Origin of the sequence: Dactylosporangium sp. NPDC049742 (assembly GCF_040674675.1) — a bacterium.
Lineage (GTDB): Bacteria > Actinomycetota > Actinomycetes > Mycobacteriales > Micromonosporaceae > Dactylosporangium > Dactylosporangium maewongense.
Genome location: NZ_JBFANF010000074.1, coordinates 39,776 through 58,539 on the forward strand (window position 1 = coordinate 39,776; position 18,764 = coordinate 58,539).

An 18,764-nucleotide genomic window follows, 5' to 3' on the forward strand; every position below is an offset into this window, starting at 1 on the left:
GGCCGTTTGACCTGGTATTTGCTATGGTGGGCGCGTCAGGAAAATTCATTCATCTCCTGAAGTCCGAACTCGTCGGGAAGGTTGCCATGGCAGCACCGGCATCGAACGCGAAAGCCCGCCTGGCGGTGCGGCTGAAGTCGCTGCGGACCGACACCGGCGGCCCCGCACTCACCCAGAGCCAGCTCGCCAAGGCCCTCGGCGTCAGCCCGCCGCTCATCTCCTCATGGGAGTCGCCGGGCAAGCCCGACCTGCCGCCGACCGCCCGCATCAACGCCTACGCCCGGCTGTTCTGCACCCCGCGCTCCTTCACCGCCGGCCGCGTCCAGCTCATCGACGAGGACGACCTCGACCACGACGAGCAGGCCGGCCGCCGCGAGCTGGAGGAGGAACTGCTCGCCCTCCGCGACGCCGCCAACGGCACCAGCGGCGGCACCCGCCCGGTCCGGCCCGCCGACGAGGAGCTCCGCCGCCTGCACAGCGGACCCCTGTTCTTCGCCGACGGCCGCCCCATCACCATCGTCTGCGCCCGGCTCCCACCCGAGTTCCGGCGCAACATGCCCTACGTCGACCCCGCCGAACCCGACTACACCGAGTCGTACACGTACGCCGACCTCGACACCCTCCTCGAACTGCACGGCCACCTCCGCGCCGCCAACCCCCTCAGCCAGATCCGCGTCCGCGCCGACGACGCGCTCTCCGCCGACGACCTCACGACCCACCTCGTCCTGCTCGGCGGCGTCGACTGGAACTTCCTCACCCGCACCCTGCTCAACCGCCTCGACGTCCCCGTCACCCAGCACGACCGGCTGGGCGACGACGAGACCGGCGCCGCCTTCCAGGTCCGCGCCGGCGACGACACCCACGTCTTCGCGCCCACCCTCGTCGACGGCCAGCTCGTCGAGGACGTCGCCCACTTCTACCGCGCGCCCAACCCGTACAACCGGCTCCGCACCGTCACGATCTTCAACGGCATGTTCGGCAGGGGCACCTACGGCGCCGTGCGCTCGTTGACCGACGAAAGGTTCCGCGACCGCAACGGTGGGTACCTGGCGGCACGATTCGCGCAGCGCGATACCTTCAGCATCCTCACGTCGGTGCAGATCGTCAGAGGGGAAGTCTTGACGCCAGACTGGACGGTCCCCGAGACCCGGCTCCACGAATGGCCGGAGCTCACGGAGTGACCCAAGGACCGCCACCGGTCCCGCCGCGGGTGCACACGCACCACGCGTCGCACACGCGACTGCTCAGCACCGCCACCGTCCGCTCCACCCGGCCCGCCGGCGTCAACGCCGTCATCGTGCCCACCGCCCGGCCGTACGGCTACCTCCGCGACGCCGCCGAGCTCGTCAAGGACCTCAACTGCCAGCTCATCGTGCTGTGCAGCAAGTGGGCCGACGCCGGCCGGGCCCTCGATCTCGCCGCCGACGTCGGCGTCCGGGTCGTCACCGTCGACGTCGAGCACGACCAGCCGCGCCTGCCGGAGCTGCGCACCTCGACGCTGCTCACCGAACGGGCCTGGCAGCGCTTCGCCCGCAAGACCGACACCAGCCTCAAACGCAACGTCGGCCTGGCCCTCGCCCGCATGGTCGGCTGGCGCTTCGTGCTCTTCCTCGACGACGACATCCGCGTCGAGGAGCCCGGCGACATCTGGGACGCGGCCGCCCTCGCCGAGACCCACGCCGCCGTCGGCCTCGTCAACCACGGCTTCCCCGACAACTCCGTCGTCTGCCACGCCTACCGCCGCACCGGCGGCATCCAGGGCACCTTCGTCGGCGGCGGCGCGCTCGTCGTCCAGGTCAACCGCACCACCTCGTTCTTCCCCAACATCTACAACGAGGACTGGTTCTTCCTGCTCAACGGGCGCGGCATCGACCCCGTCACCATGGTCGGCAAGGTCACCCAGAAGGAATACGACCCCTTCCGCGACACCGTCCGGGCCCGCGGCGAGGAGCTCGGCGACACCCTCGCCGAGGGCGTCTACGCGCTGCTGGACGACGGTAAGACCATCGACGCCGCCGACGCCGGCTACTGGGCGGCGTACCTGCAGGTCCGGCGGGACTTCATCCAGCACGTCCTGGAGCGGCTGCCCCGCGCGATCGTCACCGGCGAGGCCGAGCGCCACCGGATGGCGGCCGCCCTCGCCGGCGCCCACGGCCGCAGCCTCACCATCACGCCCGACCTGTGCGTCGAGTACCTGCGGGCCTGGTCCGCCGACCGCCGCCTGTGGCAGTCGTGGCTCGGCAAGCTCCCGCACAAGCCGTCGGCCGAGGCGGCGCTGCGCTACCTCGGCCTCAAGCCGCACGTCGCCTAGCCGGTCCGCCCTTCCACGCCACCTCCTCGGTACTGGGACGCGTGAGTAAAAAACCGCGACTCGTGGTATGCCAGATGAACCGACGGCTTCGGAGGTGGACGGCCCATGGGCAAGGACGTCGAAACGACCGAGTTCAGCCGCGAAGACCGGATGCGGTACCGCGACAAGGTCCGTCAATGCCTCGACGCGTTCGCGCGCATGCTCTCGGACGCGCACTTCGAGGACGGCGACGGCATGAGCGGGCTCGAGATCGAGCTCAACCTCGTCGACGAGCACCACGACCCGGCCCTGCGCAACCAGCGCGTGCTCGACGCCCTCGCCGACCCGGCGTTCGTCACCGAGCTCGGCCAGTTCAACATCGAGATCAACGTGCCGCCACGCCGGCTCGCCGGCGACGGGCTCGCCGGGTTCGAGGAGCAGGTCCGCGCCAGCCTCAACGCCGCCGAGGAGCACGCCGCCGGCGTGGACACCCGGCTCGCGATGATCGGCATCCTGCCCACCCTGCGCCGGGACCAGCTCACCCCCGACGTCCTGTCGGCGAACCCGCGCTACGCGCTGCTCAACGAGCAGATCTTCGCGGCCCGCGGCGAGGACCTGCTCATCGCGATCGACGGCGTCGAGCGGCTCCACGTCCGCTGCGACTCGATCGCGCCCGAGGCCGCCTGCACCAGCGTCCAGTTTCACCTGCAGGTCAGCCCGCAGCAGTTCGCCGCGCACTGGAACGCCGCCCAGGCCATCGCCGGCGTCCAGGTCGCCCTCGGCGCCAACGCGCCCTTCCTCTTCGGCAGCGAGCTGTGGCGGGAGACCCGCATCCCGCTCTTCGAGCAGGCCACCGACACCCGCGCCGAGGAGCTGAAGTCCCAGGGCGTGCGCCCCCGCGTCTGGTTCGGCGAGCGCTGGATCACCTCGATCTTCGACCTCTTCGAGGAGAACGTCCGCTACTTCCCCTCCCTGCTGCCCATCTGCGAGGACGAGGACCCGATCGCCACCCTCGACGACGGCGGCGTCCCGAAGCTCGGCGAGCTGCGCCTGCACAACGGCACCGTGTACCGCTGGAACCGCCCCATCTACGACGTCGTCGACGGCAGGCCGCACGTCCGCGTCGAGAACCGCGTCCTCCCGGCCGGCCCGACCGTCGTGGACAGCATGGCCAACGCCGCCTTCTACTTCGGCCTCGTCCGCCGGCTCGCCGAGCAGGACCGGCCCGTCTGGACCCAGATGTCCTTCGGCGCCGCCGAGGAGAACTTCCACAACGGCGCCCGCCACGGCATCGACGCCTCCCTCTTCTGGCCCGGCCTCGGCTCCGTCCCCGTCACCGAGCTCGTCCTGCGCCGCCTCCTGCCGATGGCCCGCGAAGGCCTCGACGGCTGGGGCGTCGACCCCGCCCACCGCGACCGGCTCCTCGGCATCATCGAGCAGCGCTGCCTCACCGCCCGCAACGGCGCCTCCTGGCAGGTCGACACCGTCCACCGCATCACCGGCGCCGGCCAGATCGACCGCGACGACACCATGCGCAAGCTGATCGAGGAGTACCTTCCACGGATGCACTCCAACGTCCCCGTCCACGAGTGGTGATTGGCGCCGGTGCTGGTGCCGGTCACGGCGCCGCGGCGGTCCGGGTTTCGGTCGACGGCCCAGTGGCGACGCTGACCATCGACAACCCCGGCAAGCGCAACGCGATGACCGCCGCCATGTGGCGCGCCGTGCCGGTCCTGCTGAAGGACCTGGAGGCGGACCCGGCCGTCAAGGTCCTCGTCGTCGAGGGCGCCGGCGGCACCTTCTGCGCTGGCGCCGACATCGACGACGCCGCGGCGATCGCCGCCGCCGGCGAGGACAGCGTCGCCGTCCAGGCCGAGCTCGCCCTCGCCGCCTTCCCGAAGCCGACCATCGCCCGCATCGACGGCTTCTGCGTCGGCGGCGGCTGCCAGCTCGCCGTCGCCTGCGACCTGCGCTTCGCCGCCGCCGACAGCCGCTTCGGCATCACACCCGCCAAGCTCGGCATCGTCTACCCCCGCTCGACGACCCGCCGCCTGGCCGCCCTCGTCGGCCCTTCCCGCGCGAAGCTGCTCCTCTTCACCGCCGAGCTGATCGACGCCCCGGCCGCCCTCGCCATCGGCCTCGTCGACACCGTCGTCGCTCCAGCCGCGTTGGCGGCGTCGGTACGGGACACCGCCGCCACCATCACCACCCGCTCCCAGCTGAGCGTCCGCGCGGCCAAGGCGTTCATCGACGGCCGGGAGGGCCCCGCCCAGCAGGACCCCGCCGAGGTGGCGGAGGGCTTGGCCGCCTTCAGAGACCGCCGCCCCCCAACCTGGCCCTCCAACTACCCGACGTAGCTTCTCCGCACCTGTCAGTGCCCCACGAATTCGTGTTGCGGGCAGGCTAAACTACGGACAGCGACGACGCCGGAGATCAATTTCCTGCCGTGGGCTATGGTCCTGGAGGAAGCGGAACCCAGGGCACACGACTTCCTTTGTCGCCCCGGCAGTCACCGCCCCCGAAACTTCGCCGATGCGGCAATGAACGAGTACGACTCCCACACCTGGGTGCCCTCCCGTGGCCGAGCGTCGCCCGCACCGCGCGGGGTCCACGCGGGACTGCGGCTGAACGTCGCCCGCACCGCGCGGAGGGTGCACGCGAGGCTGTGGCTGAGCGTCGCCGCACCGCACGGGGTGCACGCGAGGCTGTGGCTGAGCGTCGCCGCACCGCACGGGGCGCACGCGAGACGCGCGGCCCGCGCGGTCATCGGCGCCGGGGGACGAAGGCGGCGATCCGTGGGACGCCGCCGGAGGCGGCCAGCGTGCCGAGGACGCCGAGCAGAGCGTAGGAGGACAGGACGACGGCCGGGCGCCCCACGCCGGCGCCGTCGAAGTAGACGATGCCGCGGATGGCGTCGGTACCCAGGCCGGGCGGCAGCCAGGGACCGATGGTGCGCCAGAAGGCGGGCAGCAGCGGGGCCGGGTACGCGCCGCCGGCGCTCGGGTTGCCCAGGACCACGAACAGCACGACGGCGACGCCCGTGCCCGCGAAGCCGAGCGCGGCCTGCAGGGCCATCGTGACGGCGCCGGAGGCGAGGACCAGCAGCGCGCCGAAGCAGGTGAGCCGGGCCAGATGGCCCGCGCCGGCGCCGGTGACGGTCGTGGCGACGAGGGCGCCGCCGAGGCCGGACAGCAGGGCGTAGGCGAGCAGGGACAGCAGGCGGATCGCGGCGCGGTGGGGGTTGGCGGGGCGGGCGCCCTTGCTGGCGCTGAGCGCGATCGCCACGAGGTAGCCGCCGACGACCCAACCGAGCGCCAGGTAGAAGCCGGACAGGCCGCGGGCGTCGCCGAGCAGGGCAGGCTTCACGTCCTCGACGGTGAACGCGCGGTCCTGTGCGTCCTCGAGCGGCGTGAAGACCTGCTCCAGGGCCTGGCCGACGCTTGCCCCGGCGCCGCTGGCGATGATCAGGCGGTCGGTGGCGTTCGTTGCCGAGACGACGAACGCGCCGTAGACCTCGCGGTCGTCGATCATGCGGCGGGCGGTGGCCTCGTCGGCGACGGGCCGGGCGTCCAGCGGGGCGCCCGGCAGGGTGTCGAGCTGCCGGGCGAGCGCGTCGAGCCGCTCGGCGGGCGCCGTGACGGCGATCGGGATCCGGTGCGGGGACGGCTTGTGGAAGGCGCCGATGTAGCTGGCGATGAAGGCCAGTTGCACCGCGAGGACCGCGAGGACCAGCAGCCCGGCCCGCGGCGTGACGCCGTCGCGCACCTCGCGTACGAAATCCGAACGCCAAAGGCCCGAACGCCAAAGGTTCGAACGCCAAAGGTTCGAACGCGAAGAACCCATACGAAACAGATTTATACGTAAAAAATTCGATTTCACCGTAATTGACGGTATCAGGCCTTGCGGAACACCCAGACCCGCATCAGCACGAACCTGAGCACGGTTGCGGTCAGGTTGGCGAGCACGAGGACGGCCACCTCCAGCAGGTGCGGGTGCGCCGGTGCCGCCGTGTCCAGCGCGACCAGTGAGCCCGACGTCAGCGCTAGGCCGAGGGCGAACAGCAGCAGGCCCTGCGCCTGGTGCCGGCCGGCGTGGGCGGTGCCCCGCACGGCGAAGGTCAGCCGGCGGTTGAGCGCGGTGTTGCCGACCGCGGTGACCAGCAGGGCCGCGAAGTTGGCCGCCTGCGCGCCCGCCGCGGGGCGCAGGAGCGCGAACAGCAGCAGGTACGCGACCGTCGACAGCACCCCGACGCCGGCGAAGCGCAGCAGCTGCGACGGCATCGACGCCGGCACGCCCGCGGCGGCGAGCGGCTCCCGGCCGAACCGGGAGCGTAACGACTGGAGCGGCAGCGAGCCGTCGATCAGGCCGCGGGCGAGGCGGGCGATGCCGCGGAGGTCGGCGAGCGCGGTGGCGACGATGTCGACGCGGCTGTCGGGGTCGTCGATCCAGTCGACCGGCACCTCGTGGATGCGCAGCCCGGCCCGCTGCGCGAGCACGAGCAGCTCGGTGTCGAAGAACCAGCCGGTGTCCTCCACCAGCGGCAGGAGCTGTTCGGCGACGTCCTTGCGGATCGCCTTGAACCCGCACTGCGCGTCGGAGAAGCCGACCTGCAACGTGCCGCGGAGGAGGATGTTGTACGAGCGGGAGATGAACTGCCGCTTCGCGCCGCGCACCACCCGGGAGCCGCGGGCCAGCCGCGTGCCGATCGAGACGTCGGAGTGGCCCGACAGCAGCGGGGCGACCAGCGGCAGGACCGCGTTGAGGTCGGTGCTCAGGTCCACGTCCATGTACGCGAGGACCGGCGCGTCGGAGGCGTCCCACGCGGCCCGCAGGGCCCGCCCGCGACCCTTCTCGGTCAGGTGCAGCACCTCGACGCCGGCCAGCTCGCCGGCCAGCTCGCCGGCCAGGGCGGTGGCGACCGCGAGCGTCCCGTCGGTGCTGGCGTTGTCGGCGACGGTGATCCGGAAGGGGTACGGGAACGTCGCGCTGAGGTGGGCGTGCAGCCGACGCACGCACGGGCCGAGGTCGCGCTCCTCGTTGTACACGGGGACGACGACGTCGAGGACCGCGCTGGCGGCGGTGACGTCGGTGGTTGCTGCGCGCGGGAGCGTCGTTGTCGTCATGCCAACCAAGTTCGGCTCCGTTGCTTCCGGCAGGTTGTGGCGATCCTGTACCCCACCTGTGAAAGAGGGCCGTCCCGGAAGAAAGAGCGCCGTCCCGGAAGAAAGGAGGGCCGCCCCGGAATCGGGACGGCCCTCTTGGACGGGAGGCGTGGTCAGGACAGGTCGTACACCGTGACGCCGCCGACCGTCTGCGCGGTGTAGTTGGCGGCCACCCACGCGGCGATCTCCGCGCTGACGCTGCTGCCGCCGTTGCTGCGCCCGCCGACGCCGGCACCGCCGATGAAGTAGTGGATCCGGCCGTCGGCGACGTACTGCCGGAACTGTGCGAGGCTCGGCGCCGGGTCGCTGCCGTTGAACCCGCCGATGGCCATCACGGGAAGCTCGGTCGCCAGCTGGTACCCGGAGGCGCTGTTGGACCCGACGGCCGCACCGACCCACGTGTACTTGGCCGCGTCCTCCCGCAGCAGCGCGACCAGCTCCGCGCTGGGCGTCGTGGCGTTGAGCAGCCCGCCCATGCCGCCCCCGCCACCACGCTGCCCCGCACCGCCGCCGCCGGGGAAGCCGCCGGCGGTGCCGGCGGGACCGGGGAAACCGCCAGTGCCAGTGCCGGTGCCCGTGCCGCCCGGGAAGCCGCCGGGGAAGCCGCCGTTCCGGGAAGGGCCGCCGCCCGTACCGCCGCGGCCGCCGCCACCAGGGAAGGAGCCTCCGGCGACCGCCGGACCCGCCGTGACGATGGAGCCGGAGTGCGGGGTGGCGATCGTGTTCAACGAGTAGGCGACCGGCCCGCCGAGCATCGCGAAGAGCGCCACCGCGGCCGCCGCGAGCGAGACCCGCCGCCCGAACCCGCGGCCGAGCTGCTGGCTGACCAGCAGTCCCACCGCGCCGGCCGCCCCGGCCAGCAGGACCGCGACCTTCAGCCACGGCTGGAAGCCGGTGGCGCGGGTGAGCAGCACGTAGGACCAGATCGCGCTGACCGCGACCGCCGACGAGAGGGTGGGCAGGGCGTACACGTTGCCGCGGCGGCGCCACAGCGTGGCCGTGCCCATCGCGACCAGCGCGCCGATCGCCGGCGCCAGGGCCACGGTGTAGTAGTCGTGGAAGATGCCCTGCATGGTGCTGAAGACGACGGCGGTCACCACCAGCCAGCCGCCCCACAGCACGTAGGCGGCCTTCCGTGTCGACCAGACCAGGCCCGCGACCAGGAAGATCAGCGCCGCCGGCAGCAGCCACGACGCCTGCCCGCCGGTCTGCCCGTCGAAGAGCCGCGACCAGCCCGTCTCGCCCCAGCGGCCACCGTTGGCGCCGCCCCCGCCCCCGCCGACGCTGCCGGTCTCGTTGCCCGTGATGCGGCCGAGGCCGTTGTACCCGAGGGTCAGCTCCAGGATCGAGTTGTTCTGCGACCCGCCGACGTACGGTCGCCACGACACCGGGATCAGCTCGACGGTCGCCACCCACCAGCCGGCGGACACGACCACCGCCGCGCCCGCGATGAGCAGCTGCACGATGCGCCGTCCCCAGCCGGTCGGCGCGAACAGCAGGTACGCCAGCGCGAACGCCGGCACCACCAGCAGCGCCTGGAGCATCTTGGTCAGGAAGCCGAGGCCGACGCCGGCGCCGGCGAACACCAGCCACCAGGTGCTGCCCCGCTCCAGGGCGCGGACCATGCCGTACACGCCGGCGACGAGCAGCAGCATGAGCAGGGCGTCAGGGTTGTTGAACCGGAACATCAGCGCCGCGATCGGCGTCGTGGCGAGCACCGCCCCGGCCAGCAGCCCGGCCGCCGGGCCGTGCCAGCGCCGCACCGTCGCGTACAGCAGCCAGACCGTCGCCACCCCGATCAGCGTCTGCGGCACGAGGATGCTCCAGGAGCTGAGCCCGAAGACGCGCACCGACAGTCCCGTCACCCACAGCGCGCCGGGCGTCTTGTCGACGGTGATGAAGTTCGACGCGTCGGACGAGCCGAAGAACCACGCCTTCCAGCTCTCGCCGCCCGCCTGCGCCGCCGCCGCGTAGAAGGCGTTGCCCCAACCGGATGCGCTGAGGTTCCACACGTACGCCACCAGCGTGCCGACCAGGAGCACCCCCAACGCCGGCCGGACCCAGACCGGATCCCGGGGCGGCGGCGTATGCGGGGGCGTGTCGGCAATGTCAGCGGGGCGGACCAGCGTCGTCGTCATGCTCCCGAGACTGCGGTCCGCCCCTGCCAGCACCTTGGGCCCCACCTGTGCGCCACCTGTGAGTCCGGCCCACCCGGGACGGACCGGTCCACCCGCGACGGACCGGTCCACCGCGACGGACCGGCCCACCGCGACGGACCGGTCAGCGGGACGGACCGGTCAGCGGGACGGGGGAACGGGGATCCGGGTCCAGGTGGCGGAGGGGCCCGGGGTGGTGGCGAAGTCGTACCGGACGGTGTCGCGGCCGAGGGCGACCAGGCTGGCGGAGCCGGAGCCGTACTCCAGGCCGTCCACCTCGTGGCGCACCAGCAGCGTGCGCGGGGCGACACCGGTGAACGTGCCGCCCGCGAGCAGCGGCACCCAGTCGCCCCAGGCCTCGCGGGTCGGGGTGTCCGGGGCGAGGGGAGGGGTGGCGGCGGCGTGGAGCGGGGCGAAGTCGTTGACGTCGACGCCCTGGTTGACGATCACGTGGTCGCCCGGGGGCAGGGTGTGCGTGGTGAGGTCGGTGCCGTTCCAGGACAGGACGGTGACCTCGGCCGGCGTCGCCCGCACCAGGTGGAAGGCGTCGAAACCGGAGAGGTCCTGCGGCAGGGGGGTCAGCGGGAGGGCGCCGCGGGTCGGGCGGTCGCCGAGGGGTGGCAGGGGCGGGAAGCCGTTCAGCAGCGCGGTGACGGCCGGGGCGGCGGGGTCGACCGCGAGCCAGGTGCCGCCGGCGGTGCTGTCGCGGCCTCCCCAGAAGCCGGGCCAGTGCTCGGCGGGCGGCTCCCAGGGTCGGGCGAGGTACTCGTCGCGGACCGCGGCCAGCAGGACGGGGAAGGTGGCGGCGGGGTCGAAGCGGAGGAGCACGGTGCACATGCGGGAAAAGGTTATGCCTGTCCGAGTTGCGGCACCCGTGCGGCCAGCCAGTCGGCGAACTCGTCGGCGGGCAGGGGCTTGGAGATGAAGTACCCCTGGACCAGGTTGCAGCTCTCCGTGCGCAGGTGGTTGAGGGTCTGCTCGTCCTCGACGCCCTCGGCGACGACCTCCAGGTCCAGGGCGTGCCCGAGCTGGACGGCGGAGCGGACGACGGCACGGTCGCGGTGGTCGACGGCGATGCGCTGCACGAAGGACTTGTCGATCTTCATCTCGTGGATGGGGAGCTCGCGGAGGCGGCCGAGGGAGGAGTAGCCGGTGCCGAAGTCGTCGATGGCGAGCTTGACGCCGAGGGCGTGCAGGCGGTCGAGCGTGACGAGGCTGCCGGCCGGGTCGTCCATGATGCTGCTCTCGGTGATCTCCAGGGTCAGGGCGCTCGCCGGTACACCCGCCTGACCCAGCAGCCGGGCGGCGATGTCGGGCAGGTCGGCCTCCTGCAGGCTGTTGGGCGACAGGTTGACCGCGACGTGCATGTCGTGGCCCATCCGCCGCCACGAGGCGCAGCGGCGCAGCGCGACCTCCAGCACGTGCAGGGTCAGGGGCCGGATCAGGCCGGACGTCTCGGCGAGGGGGATGAACTCGTCGGGCGGGACGAAGCCGTGCGCGGGATGGTGCCAGCGGGCGAGGGCCTCGGCGCCGCGGACGACGCCGGTGGCGGTCTCCAGCTTCGGCTGGAAGACGACGACGAGGTCGTGCCGCTGGATGGCCTCGCGCAGGTCGGCGACCATGGCGAGGCGCCGGGGGCTGTTGCGGTCGTCGTCGGGCTGGTAGACGCGGACCCCGGTGCGGGTGGTCTTCGCGACGTACATGGCGACGTCGGCGCGCTGGATGAGGGTCTTCGCGTCGTGGCCGTGCTCGGGGGCGAGCGCGATGCCGATGCTGACGCGGGCGTTGAGGCGCAGGTGGCCGATCGCGATCGGCTGCTCCATGGCGGCGGCGAGGTCGTCGCCGATCGCGACGGCGACCTCGCGGGTGCGGATGCCGGGCAGCAGGACGGCGAACTCGTCGCCGCCGAAGCGGGCGACGGTGCCGCGGTCGCCGAGGCGGCCCTGCAGGCGGTCGCCGACCTGCCGCAGGAGCGTGTCGCCGATGTCGTGGCCGAGCGCGTCGTTGACGTCCTTGAAGCGGTCGAGATCCATGAGCAGCATCGCGACCGGGGTGCCCTGGGCGCGCAGCGCGTCGGTGAGCGACTGGAAGCGTTGCCGGTTGGGCAGGCCGGTGAGCGGGTCGTACAGCGCCAGGTGCTCCTTCTCCGCGACCTCCCGGCGCAGCTCGTCGAGGAGGCGGGCCTTGGCGAGCGAGAGGCTGGCGTGGTTGGCGAGCGCCTGGAAGAGGCGGACGTGATGCTCGCCGAAGGTCGGGATGTCGGGGAGGCTGTCGGCGACGAACAGCACGCCGGTCGCGCCGTCGTTGAGCGGCACGGGCACCGCGATGCCGTCGACGATGGAGCCGACGACGCGGCTGCCCTTGGCGACCAGGACGGGGGTGCCGGCGCGGGCGGGCTGCCACCACGCGGTCTCCGGCAGGGTGTCGATGACGGTCGTGTCGAGCTGGTGCCGGCCGTGCATGCGCATCCGGATCTGGGAGCCGTCGGCGCCCGGGATGATCAGTTCGGCCCGCTCGGCGCGGAGCTGGTCGCGGGCCTGCTCGAGCACGATGCGGGCGACGCCGCCGGTGTCCAGGACGCCGTCGATGGCGCGGGTGAAGGCGTAGAGCTCCTCGACCTGCTCGTGGCCCTGGCTCTGGCTCACGTAGGAGCGGTAGGCCCGGTACGTGACCGCGGAGACGATCGCGATCAGGGCGATCGCCCTCGGGTCGCGGTCGATGGCGAGGGTGCTGATCAGGCCGATGCTGGTGGTGATCGCGACGAGCGGCAGGCCCTGCAGGGCGCTCGGCAGGCGCTTCCACTCGCTGGGGTCGTCGTGCAGCGCGATCACGGCGGTGACCAGCACCGCGGCGACGACGTCGGCGACGAGCATGACGAGCAGCACGTACAGCCACTGCAGCGGGCCGACGTCGGGCAGGGTGGGGCCGGTGAGGGCGCGCAGCATCACGGACGCCGCTGTGGTCTGCACGCCGAGGAGGGCGACGTTGAAGCCGAGCTTGACGCCGCGCTGGCCGCGCAGGACCACCAGGCCGAGGCCGCCGCCGAGGAGCCGGACGGCGAGCAGCAGGGTCGGGTCGACCGAGAGCAGCCCGAGGACCATCGGGATCTCGCTGAGGCTCATCGCGTGGCCGCCGCGGCGGACCCGGATGTGCACCGCGAACCCCTCGGTGACCGCGAACGCGACGGCGAGCAGGATCAGCGGCAGCGCCTCGGGGGACGCCGGCAGCCCGCCGTGGTGGACGCGCAGGCCGTGGGCCACGATGGTGGCGACGCCCAGCCACAGGCTGAGCGCCGCCACCCGTGCGTCCGGGCGCGTCCACGCGCGTGCTTTCTTCATGACCGTCCCGGAATCGCCCTTTTCATGAGGGTTACTGCCAGATGGAGCTTGACCAGTAGCTTCCACTCCAAGTTCGGCCGCTCCAGGTGCTACCTGACCAAGTTCGGCCACTCCATGTGCGGCCGTCCCACACGGCGCTGCTCCAGGTGCGGCCGCTCCAGGTGCGCCCGGACCAGCTGGTGCCGGACCAGCCGACCGCGACCCAGCTGCGGCCGGTCGTGGCCGTGCCGCTCAGCGACGTGCCGGTCCAGGTCGCGCCGTTCCAGGTGCCGCCGGTCCACGCGGTGCCGGCGGTCGATGCCTTCGCCCACGTCGACGGCGTCCAGGCCCGGCCCATGATGTCCGTCTCGCCGGTCAGCTCGGTGCCGGTGACCGGGTCCGCCACGTGCGCGGAGCCCCGGGAGGCCTCCAGCGTGCCGGTGCCGGTCGACGCCGTCCACGTCTGCGTGGAGGTGGGCGTCGGCGCCTCGATCGCCCTCTTGACGTTGAGCTGGCCGGAGCCGCGGCCCAGCACGTCACCGGCGGTCATCGCGTCCGTGGTGCCGACGAGCAGCTTCTTGACCTGGTCGGGCGTGAGGTTCGGGCGCTGCTGCAGCAGCAGCGCCGCGGCGCCGGACGTGATGGCCGCGGCCTGCGAGCTGCCGCTGCCCCGGAAGTACCGTCCGGTCGTGTCGCCCGGCACGAGCCCCGTCGGGTAGTTGACGTCGACGTAGGAGCCCGGGTCGCGCAGACCGACGATCGAGCGGCCGGGCGCGGTCAGGTCCGCGGAGCGGGTGGCGTTGCCGCGGGTGCTGAAGTCCGCGAGGACGTCGTCGGAGCGGGACTCGGTGCCCTTCGAGTCGGCGGCGCCGACCGCGATCACGTACGGGTTGGCCGCCGGCATCGACAGCGCGGTGCGGGTCTTGCCGTCGTTGCCGGCGGAGACCACGACCGTGATGCCCTTCTTCCACGCCGCCTCGACCGCGTGCGACAGCGGGTCGAGCTTCTCGTCCTGGTAGCTGTCGGTGCCGAACGACAGGTTCAGCACCTTGATGTTCAGGCCGGGGTCGTTGCGGTGCGTCACGACCCAGTCGATCCCGGCGATGACCTGCGAGACGTCGGTGGCACCGTCGGCGGTGGCGACCTTGACACTGATCAGCGTCGAGGTGGGCGCCATGCCGGTGAAGTTGGTCGGCGAGTCGACGGTCAGGAAGTTGGTGCCGGGGTCGCGGCCGGCGATCAGGCCGGCCATGTGGGTGCCGTGCCCGAACGTGTCGGCGTAGCGCAGGTTGGGCGACTGCGACTCGAACGACAGGTCCGGCCCGTTGACGATCCGGCCCGGGTCGTTGAGCCCGGTGACCTGCGAGACGCCGGAGTCGATCAGGGCGATGCCGACACCGGCGCCGCCGATCGGCCGGCCGCTGGAGTCGGTCTTCTTCCACACGTCCAGCGCGCCGGTCGCGCGCACGACGCTGAACATCGAGTTGGCGTCGCCGTCGGCGCGCCATCGTTCGGCCTGGAGTGCCACCTCACCGTCGAGGGTCACGGACCGCACGCCGGGGGCGGCCCTCAGGGCGGACAGTTGCGTGTCCGGTATCTCGGCCGCGAAGCTCTCCACGATCGACAGCGCCCGGCCGACCTTCCCGCCGGCGCGGTCGACCGCCCGGGCTGCCGCGTCGGCGTCGTCGTAGGCGACGATCACCCGGGTCAGCTGGTCGGCGGTCGATGCCGCCGGTGGTGCCGCGGCCGCCGGCACGCCCGGTGCGGCCACGCCGGCGATCGTGATGATCGCTGCCGCGGCGGCACCCAGTGCGCTCCGGTTTCTGCTTGGCATTCGGTCCCCTTCCATGGGTCGACGACTCGCCGTGATCCATGGTTGAGCAGCCGGTAGTGCGGCGTTGTCACCAGGTTGGACACTCTTCGCTGAGTAAGCCTTACGCAGCGTGGTGTCGGTCACGCTCCTCCAGGTGCGACCTTCAGGTGCGGCCTTCAGGCCAGGTCGAAGAGCATGCAGCTCGACGTGGCGTGGGCGACCATGCCGCCGCGGGCGTCGGTGATCACCGCCTGGGCGAGGGCGGTCCGCCGGCCCTTCGACAGCACGGTGCCCTCGCAGGTCAGGGTCCCGGACGCGATCGACGCGGGGCGCAGGAACTTCGTGCTGAGGTCGAGGGAGGTGTACCCGACGCCGGCCGGCAGCGTCGAGTGCACGGCGCAGGCGGCGGCCGTGTCGAGCAGCGTCGCGAGGACCCCGCCGTGGATGCTGCCGAGCGGGTTGTAGTGGAACTCCTGCGGCTCGAGGGTCACGACGACCCGGCCCAGCTCGGCCTCGATCCGCCCGGCACCCATGAGGTGCGTGATCGGCGGCGCCGGCAGCTCGCCTCGGGCCATCGCCTGCAGCAGCTCCAGGCCGCTGCGCCGGCCCAGCTCGGCGGCGTTGAGCATCGGGTCGGACCACGTGAACGTGCGGCTACGGACCTCGTCCTGAGTCTGCGTCATGGATGCAGCCTGTCGGGCGATGGCTGGATCTGTCAACCAGACTCAGGTGCGGGTTAGCCTGACGGGATGAGACCTGCGGCACTGGACTGGTCGGTCGACAACTGCACCATCGGCGCGGCGATGGCGATCCTCGGCGAGAAGTGGACCGTCGTCGTGCTGCGCGAGGTCTTCAACGGCATCCACCGCTTCGACGACATGCGGGAGCGCACCGGCATCCCGCGGCAGGTGCTGACCAACCGTCTCGGCATGCTCGTCGACAACGGCGTGCTGCGCCGGGTGCCGTACCGGGAGCCCGGCTCGCGGGTCCGCGACGAGTACCGGCTCACCGAGAAGGGCTTCGACCTGTATCCGCTGCTCGTCGCCGTGCTGGAGTGGGGCGACCGGTACCTGGCCGGGCCGGAGGGGCCGCCGCTGGAGACGGTCCACCGCGGCTGCGGCGCGCCCGTGCACGCCGTGCTGGTCTGCGAGTCCGGCCACGCCCAGGTCCCGCCGCGCGACGTCGTGCCCCGCCCCGGCCGCGGCGCCCGCCGCCGGCTCGCGGTCACCGACGCCTGACGGCCGCCGGCTCGCGGTCAGCGCCGGTTGACGGCCTCCTGCTTGCGGTCACCGGCGCTTGACGGCCTCCAGGGAGGACTCCCAGAGGCGGGCGGCCCGCGCCGGCGAGGTGGAGCGGGGCATCGCGGCGAAGGGCCGCCGCAGGAAGTAGTAGCCGCCGGGCACGAGCGCCTCCGCGGGCGCGCCGGCCAGCCACAGCAGGGTGTCGGCGGCCTTCTGCGGGGAGCTGAACAGGACCGGGATCAGCTTGCCGAGCATGAAGAGCGGGCTGGTGGTGGCGAACCGGCTCCGCACAAGACCCGGGAAGAACGCCACGGGCAGGACGCCGCGCGCGGTCCAGCGCCGGGCCGCCTCCAGGGTGAACAGGATGTTCGCCTGCTTCGAGGAGCCGTAGGCGAGCCACCGGCTGCGGTGCCGGAGCGACGCGCGCAGCGGCCGGTCGACGTCCAGCACGCCCCAGGCCTCGGCGAGGGACGCGGTCGTGATCAGCCGGGCGGGGTCCTGGAGCCGGTCGAGCAGCAGGTGGGTCAGCTCGAACCCGGCCAGGTGGTTGACCTGCAGGCAGATGGGGCCGCGGAAGAGGCCGCCGGCGTTGTTCACCAGGACGTCGATGCGGTCGCACGCGGCGCGGACCTCGGCGGCCGCGGACCGCACCTGGGCCGGGTCGGCGAAGTCCGCCCGCACCGCCACCGGGTCGGCCGCGCCGGCGTCGCGAACGGCGTCGAGGGCGGCGGCCAGGCGCTGCTCGTGCCGGCCGAGGAGGATCAGGCGGTCGCCGGCGGCGGCGAACCCCTTCGCGGCGGCGAGGCCGATCCCCGCGCTCGCCCCCGTGACGACGACGGTGCGGGTCACGGCGTCACGGCTTGGCCCGGACGTGGACGGCGGCGGTCTGCACCAGCCACGCCGAGACGGCGACCAGGGCGGCCCGCTCCATCAGGCCGGTGAAGAGGCCCCGGCCCAGGAACAGGATGCCGATCGCGGACAGGATCAGCGGCGGGAACGCCAGGAGCACCCCGAGCCGCCCCGCGCGGCGCAGCGTCGAATGGTCGGGCTGGGTGGCGTACACCAGAATCGCCAGCGCAAGGAGCAGCAGCGCGCCGATCGCGCCGGCGGCGTGGACCAGGTCCTGCGGCTCGGGCGACTCATACGGCGGCAGCGGGCACCCCGGGGAGCAGGTCACCGCGCCGGCGACGGCGGCCAGGGGAGCGGCCAGGGCGATCGCCGCCGCGGCGAGCCCCGCCGGCACCAGCGCGGCGACGCGCCCGGGCACGAACGGGAGCGCGACGAGGGCGTGGCGGGCGGTGTGCCGGGCCGGCACCGCCAGGAACGCCAGCGCCGCCGCCAGGAGCAGCATGCTGACCCGGTAGAGCGTCGGGTGGGGCGCGCCGGCGACGCCGGACTCGCTCACGTAGTGCCACGGCGCCGAGCCGGCCACGGCGAAGGCGAGCCCGATCGCGCCGGTCGCCGCGGTCGCGGTGGCGGCACCGGCGCACCAGCGGCGGGGGGAGAGCACCCGTCCAGGGTACCCAGGCGGCCCGGTTCCATAGCATCGCCGCATACCCGCCCCCGGTATACGGTGATCCGCCGGCACGTTTCATAGATGTGTCGATCTGCGAAAACGGTGAGGCTCGATGGCTCCGGGGTCTTCTCCCCATCCGGCGGAGGTCCTACCGTCTGCATATGGATCTGGAGCTGCGGCACCTGCGGGTCGTGTGCGCGATCGCGGATGCCGGCAGTGTCACGAAGGCCGCCTCCGTGCTGGGTCTCGCCCAGCCGGCGTTGACCGCGCAGTTGCAGCGCATCGAGCGGGCGCTCGGCGGGCTGCTGTTCGAGCGTGACCGGCGCGGCGCCCGCGCGACACCGCTGGGTGAGCTGGTGCTGGCGCGGGCCAGGGTGCTGCTGCCGGCCGTCAAGGGGCTCCAGGACGAGGCGACCCGGCTGGCCAGCAGGACGGACCGGGCCGGGCGGTACCGGATCGGCGCGGTCAACGGCCCGATCCTCGGCGGCCTGGTGCACCGCATCAGCAGCAACCATCCGGGTGCCCAGGTCAGCACGCACGCGTCGTGGTCCGCCGCCGAGCTGGGCGACCAGGTGCTCGCCGGCAAGCTGGACTTCGTCCTGGTCGGCGCCTGCGGCGACGCGCCCCCGGCGACCGACAACGGGCTCGCCTGGCGGGCCGTGGCCGCCGACCCGGTGTTCCTGCTGCTGCCGGAGGGGCACCGGCTCGCCGACCGTGACGAGGTCGACCTGGCCGAGCTCGCCGACGCCCAGTGGGTCGCCGCGCCCGGCGACGGCTGCTTCTCCTCCTGCCACGCGGCGGCCTGCGCCAGGGCCGGGTTCACGCCCCGGGTCCTGTTCGAGACGGAGGTCCGCGGCGCGATCGACCTCATCGAGTCCGGCGACGCGGTCGGCCTGTGCCAGGCGACGCTGCGGCCGATGGCGGGCCTGGCCGCGGTGCCGATCGCGGGCGCGCCGCTGCACTGGCGGCAGATGCTCGGCTGGCTGCCCGACGGGCCCGCCGCCGACGTGGCGGGGCAGGTCTGGGCGTATGCGATCGAGGCCTACGCCGACGCCGTGCGCAAGAACGACCGCTACACGGCCTGGCTGGGGCGCCACCCCGACAGAAGAGGGCTGGCCCTGTAGGGCCAGCCCTCGCTGCGTTCAGGTCGTGCGGTTAGCCGGTGAACGTGGCCGTGATCTGGGTGAACTGCCAGTTGTTCTGGGCGATGCCGCTGCAGTTGGACACGACGCCGCCGCCGGGGCAGGGGCGGTCGCGGTTGACGGACCA

General features: G+C 72.9%; 15 protein-coding genes. 6 read left to right on the top strand and 9 right to left on the bottom strand.

Annotation, left to right across the window (positions count from 1 at the left end; all coding sequences use genetic code 11):
• The first annotated feature begins 86 nt into the window (after positions 1–86).
• The 4 genes from AB0J72_RS50290 to AB0J72_RS50305 all read left to right on the top strand — a co-directional run bounded on the left by AB0J72_RS50290 (position 87) and on the right by AB0J72_RS50305 (position 4,647).
• Positions 87–1,181, top strand: coding sequence for a helix-turn-helix transcriptional regulator (locus AB0J72_RS50290; protein ID WP_363413451.1), 1,095 nt, complete (start codon positions 87–89; stop codon positions 1,179–1,181).
• Complete coding sequence (locus AB0J72_RS50295) at positions 1,178–2,311, top strand: hypothetical protein (RefSeq protein WP_363413453.1); 1,134 nt, start codon at positions 1,178–1,180, stop codon at positions 2,309–2,311. The genes AB0J72_RS50290 and AB0J72_RS50295 overlap by 4 nt, the downstream gene beginning before the upstream one ends.
• Positions 2,312–2,416: 105 nt before the next feature.
• Complete coding sequence (locus AB0J72_RS50300) at positions 2,417–3,886, top strand: glutamate-cysteine ligase family protein (RefSeq protein ID WP_363413456.1); 1,470 nt, start codon at positions 2,417–2,419, stop codon at positions 3,884–3,886.
• A complete protein-coding gene (locus AB0J72_RS50305; protein WP_363413495.1) occupies positions 3,886–4,647 on the top strand; it encodes an enoyl-CoA hydratase-related protein in 762 nt (253 codons plus the stop codon). The genes AB0J72_RS50300 and AB0J72_RS50305 overlap by 1 nt, the downstream gene beginning before the upstream one ends.
• 406 nt (positions 4,648–5,053) lie before the next feature.
• Here the strand turns inward: AB0J72_RS50305 and AB0J72_RS50310 are convergent, their stop codons facing one another.
• From AB0J72_RS50310 to AB0J72_RS50340, 7 genes are all read right to left on the bottom strand, one after another.
• Positions 5,054–6,055: a hypothetical protein gene (locus AB0J72_RS50310; RefSeq protein WP_363413459.1), complete on the bottom strand. Its 1,002-nt coding sequence runs from the start codon at positions 6,053–6,055 to the stop codon at positions 5,054–5,056.
• Between the two features lie 128 nt (positions 6,056–6,183).
• The gene (locus tag AB0J72_RS50315) at positions 6,184–7,413 is read right to left on the bottom strand and encodes a glycosyltransferase (RefSeq protein ID WP_363413461.1); all 1,230 of its coding nucleotides are present in this window, start codon (positions 7,411–7,413) and stop codon (positions 6,184–6,186) included.
• A 152-nt stretch (positions 7,414–7,565) separates the two neighbouring features.
• Positions 7,566–9,590 carry a glycosyltransferase family 39 protein gene (locus AB0J72_RS50320; RefSeq protein ID WP_363413464.1) on the bottom strand — a complete coding sequence of 675 codons (2,025 nt, stop codon included), beginning with the start codon at positions 9,588–9,590 and terminating at the stop codon, positions 7,566–7,568.
• Between the two features lie 159 nt (positions 9,591–9,749).
• Complete coding sequence (locus AB0J72_RS50325; protein ID WP_363413467.1) at positions 9,750–10,445, bottom strand: NRDE family protein; 696 nt, start codon at positions 10,443–10,445, stop codon at positions 9,750–9,752.
• An 11-nt stretch (positions 10,446–10,456) separates the two neighbouring features.
• On the bottom strand, positions 10,457–12,946 hold the full coding sequence (locus tag AB0J72_RS50330; protein ID WP_363413470.1) for an EAL domain-containing protein: 2,490 nt from the start codon (positions 12,944–12,946) through the stop codon (positions 10,457–10,459).
• Positions 12,947–12,977: 31 nt separating this feature from the next.
• Positions 12,978–14,759, bottom strand: coding sequence for a S8 family serine peptidase (locus AB0J72_RS50335; protein ID WP_363413473.1), 1,782 nt, complete (start codon positions 14,757–14,759; stop codon positions 12,978–12,980).
• A 155-nt stretch (positions 14,760–14,914) separates the two neighbouring features.
• A complete protein-coding gene (locus tag AB0J72_RS50340; RefSeq protein ID WP_363413476.1) occupies positions 14,915–15,421 on the bottom strand; it encodes a PaaI family thioesterase in 507 nt (168 codons plus the stop codon).
• A gap of 66 nt (positions 15,422–15,487) precedes the next feature.
• On the opposite strand from AB0J72_RS50340, the gene AB0J72_RS50345 reads away from it, so the two are divergent.
• Positions 15,488–15,976 (top strand): helix-turn-helix domain-containing protein, encoded by a 489-nt coding sequence (locus tag AB0J72_RS50345; RefSeq protein ID WP_360559847.1) that lies wholly within the window; start codon positions 15,488–15,490, stop codon positions 15,974–15,976.
• A gap of 48 nt (positions 15,977–16,024) precedes the next feature.
• Here AB0J72_RS50345 and AB0J72_RS50350 read toward each other — a convergent pair whose 3' ends face one another.
• Together AB0J72_RS50350 and AB0J72_RS50355 are read right to left on the bottom strand one after the other, a co-directional pair.
• A complete protein-coding gene (locus AB0J72_RS50350) occupies positions 16,025–16,828 on the bottom strand; it encodes an SDR family NAD(P)-dependent oxidoreductase (protein ID WP_363413480.1) in 804 nt (267 codons plus the stop codon).
• A gap of 4 nt (positions 16,829–16,832) precedes the next feature.
• Positions 16,833–17,489, bottom strand: coding sequence for a DUF998 domain-containing protein (locus AB0J72_RS50355; RefSeq protein ID WP_363413483.1), 657 nt, complete (start codon positions 17,487–17,489; stop codon positions 16,833–16,835).
• Between the two features lie 167 nt (positions 17,490–17,656).
• Between AB0J72_RS50355 and AB0J72_RS50360 the strand changes: the two genes are divergently transcribed.
• A complete protein-coding gene (locus tag AB0J72_RS50360) occupies positions 17,657–18,619 on the top strand; it encodes a LysR family transcriptional regulator (protein WP_363413486.1) in 963 nt (320 codons plus the stop codon).
• Positions 18,620–18,764: the final 145 nt, after the last annotated feature.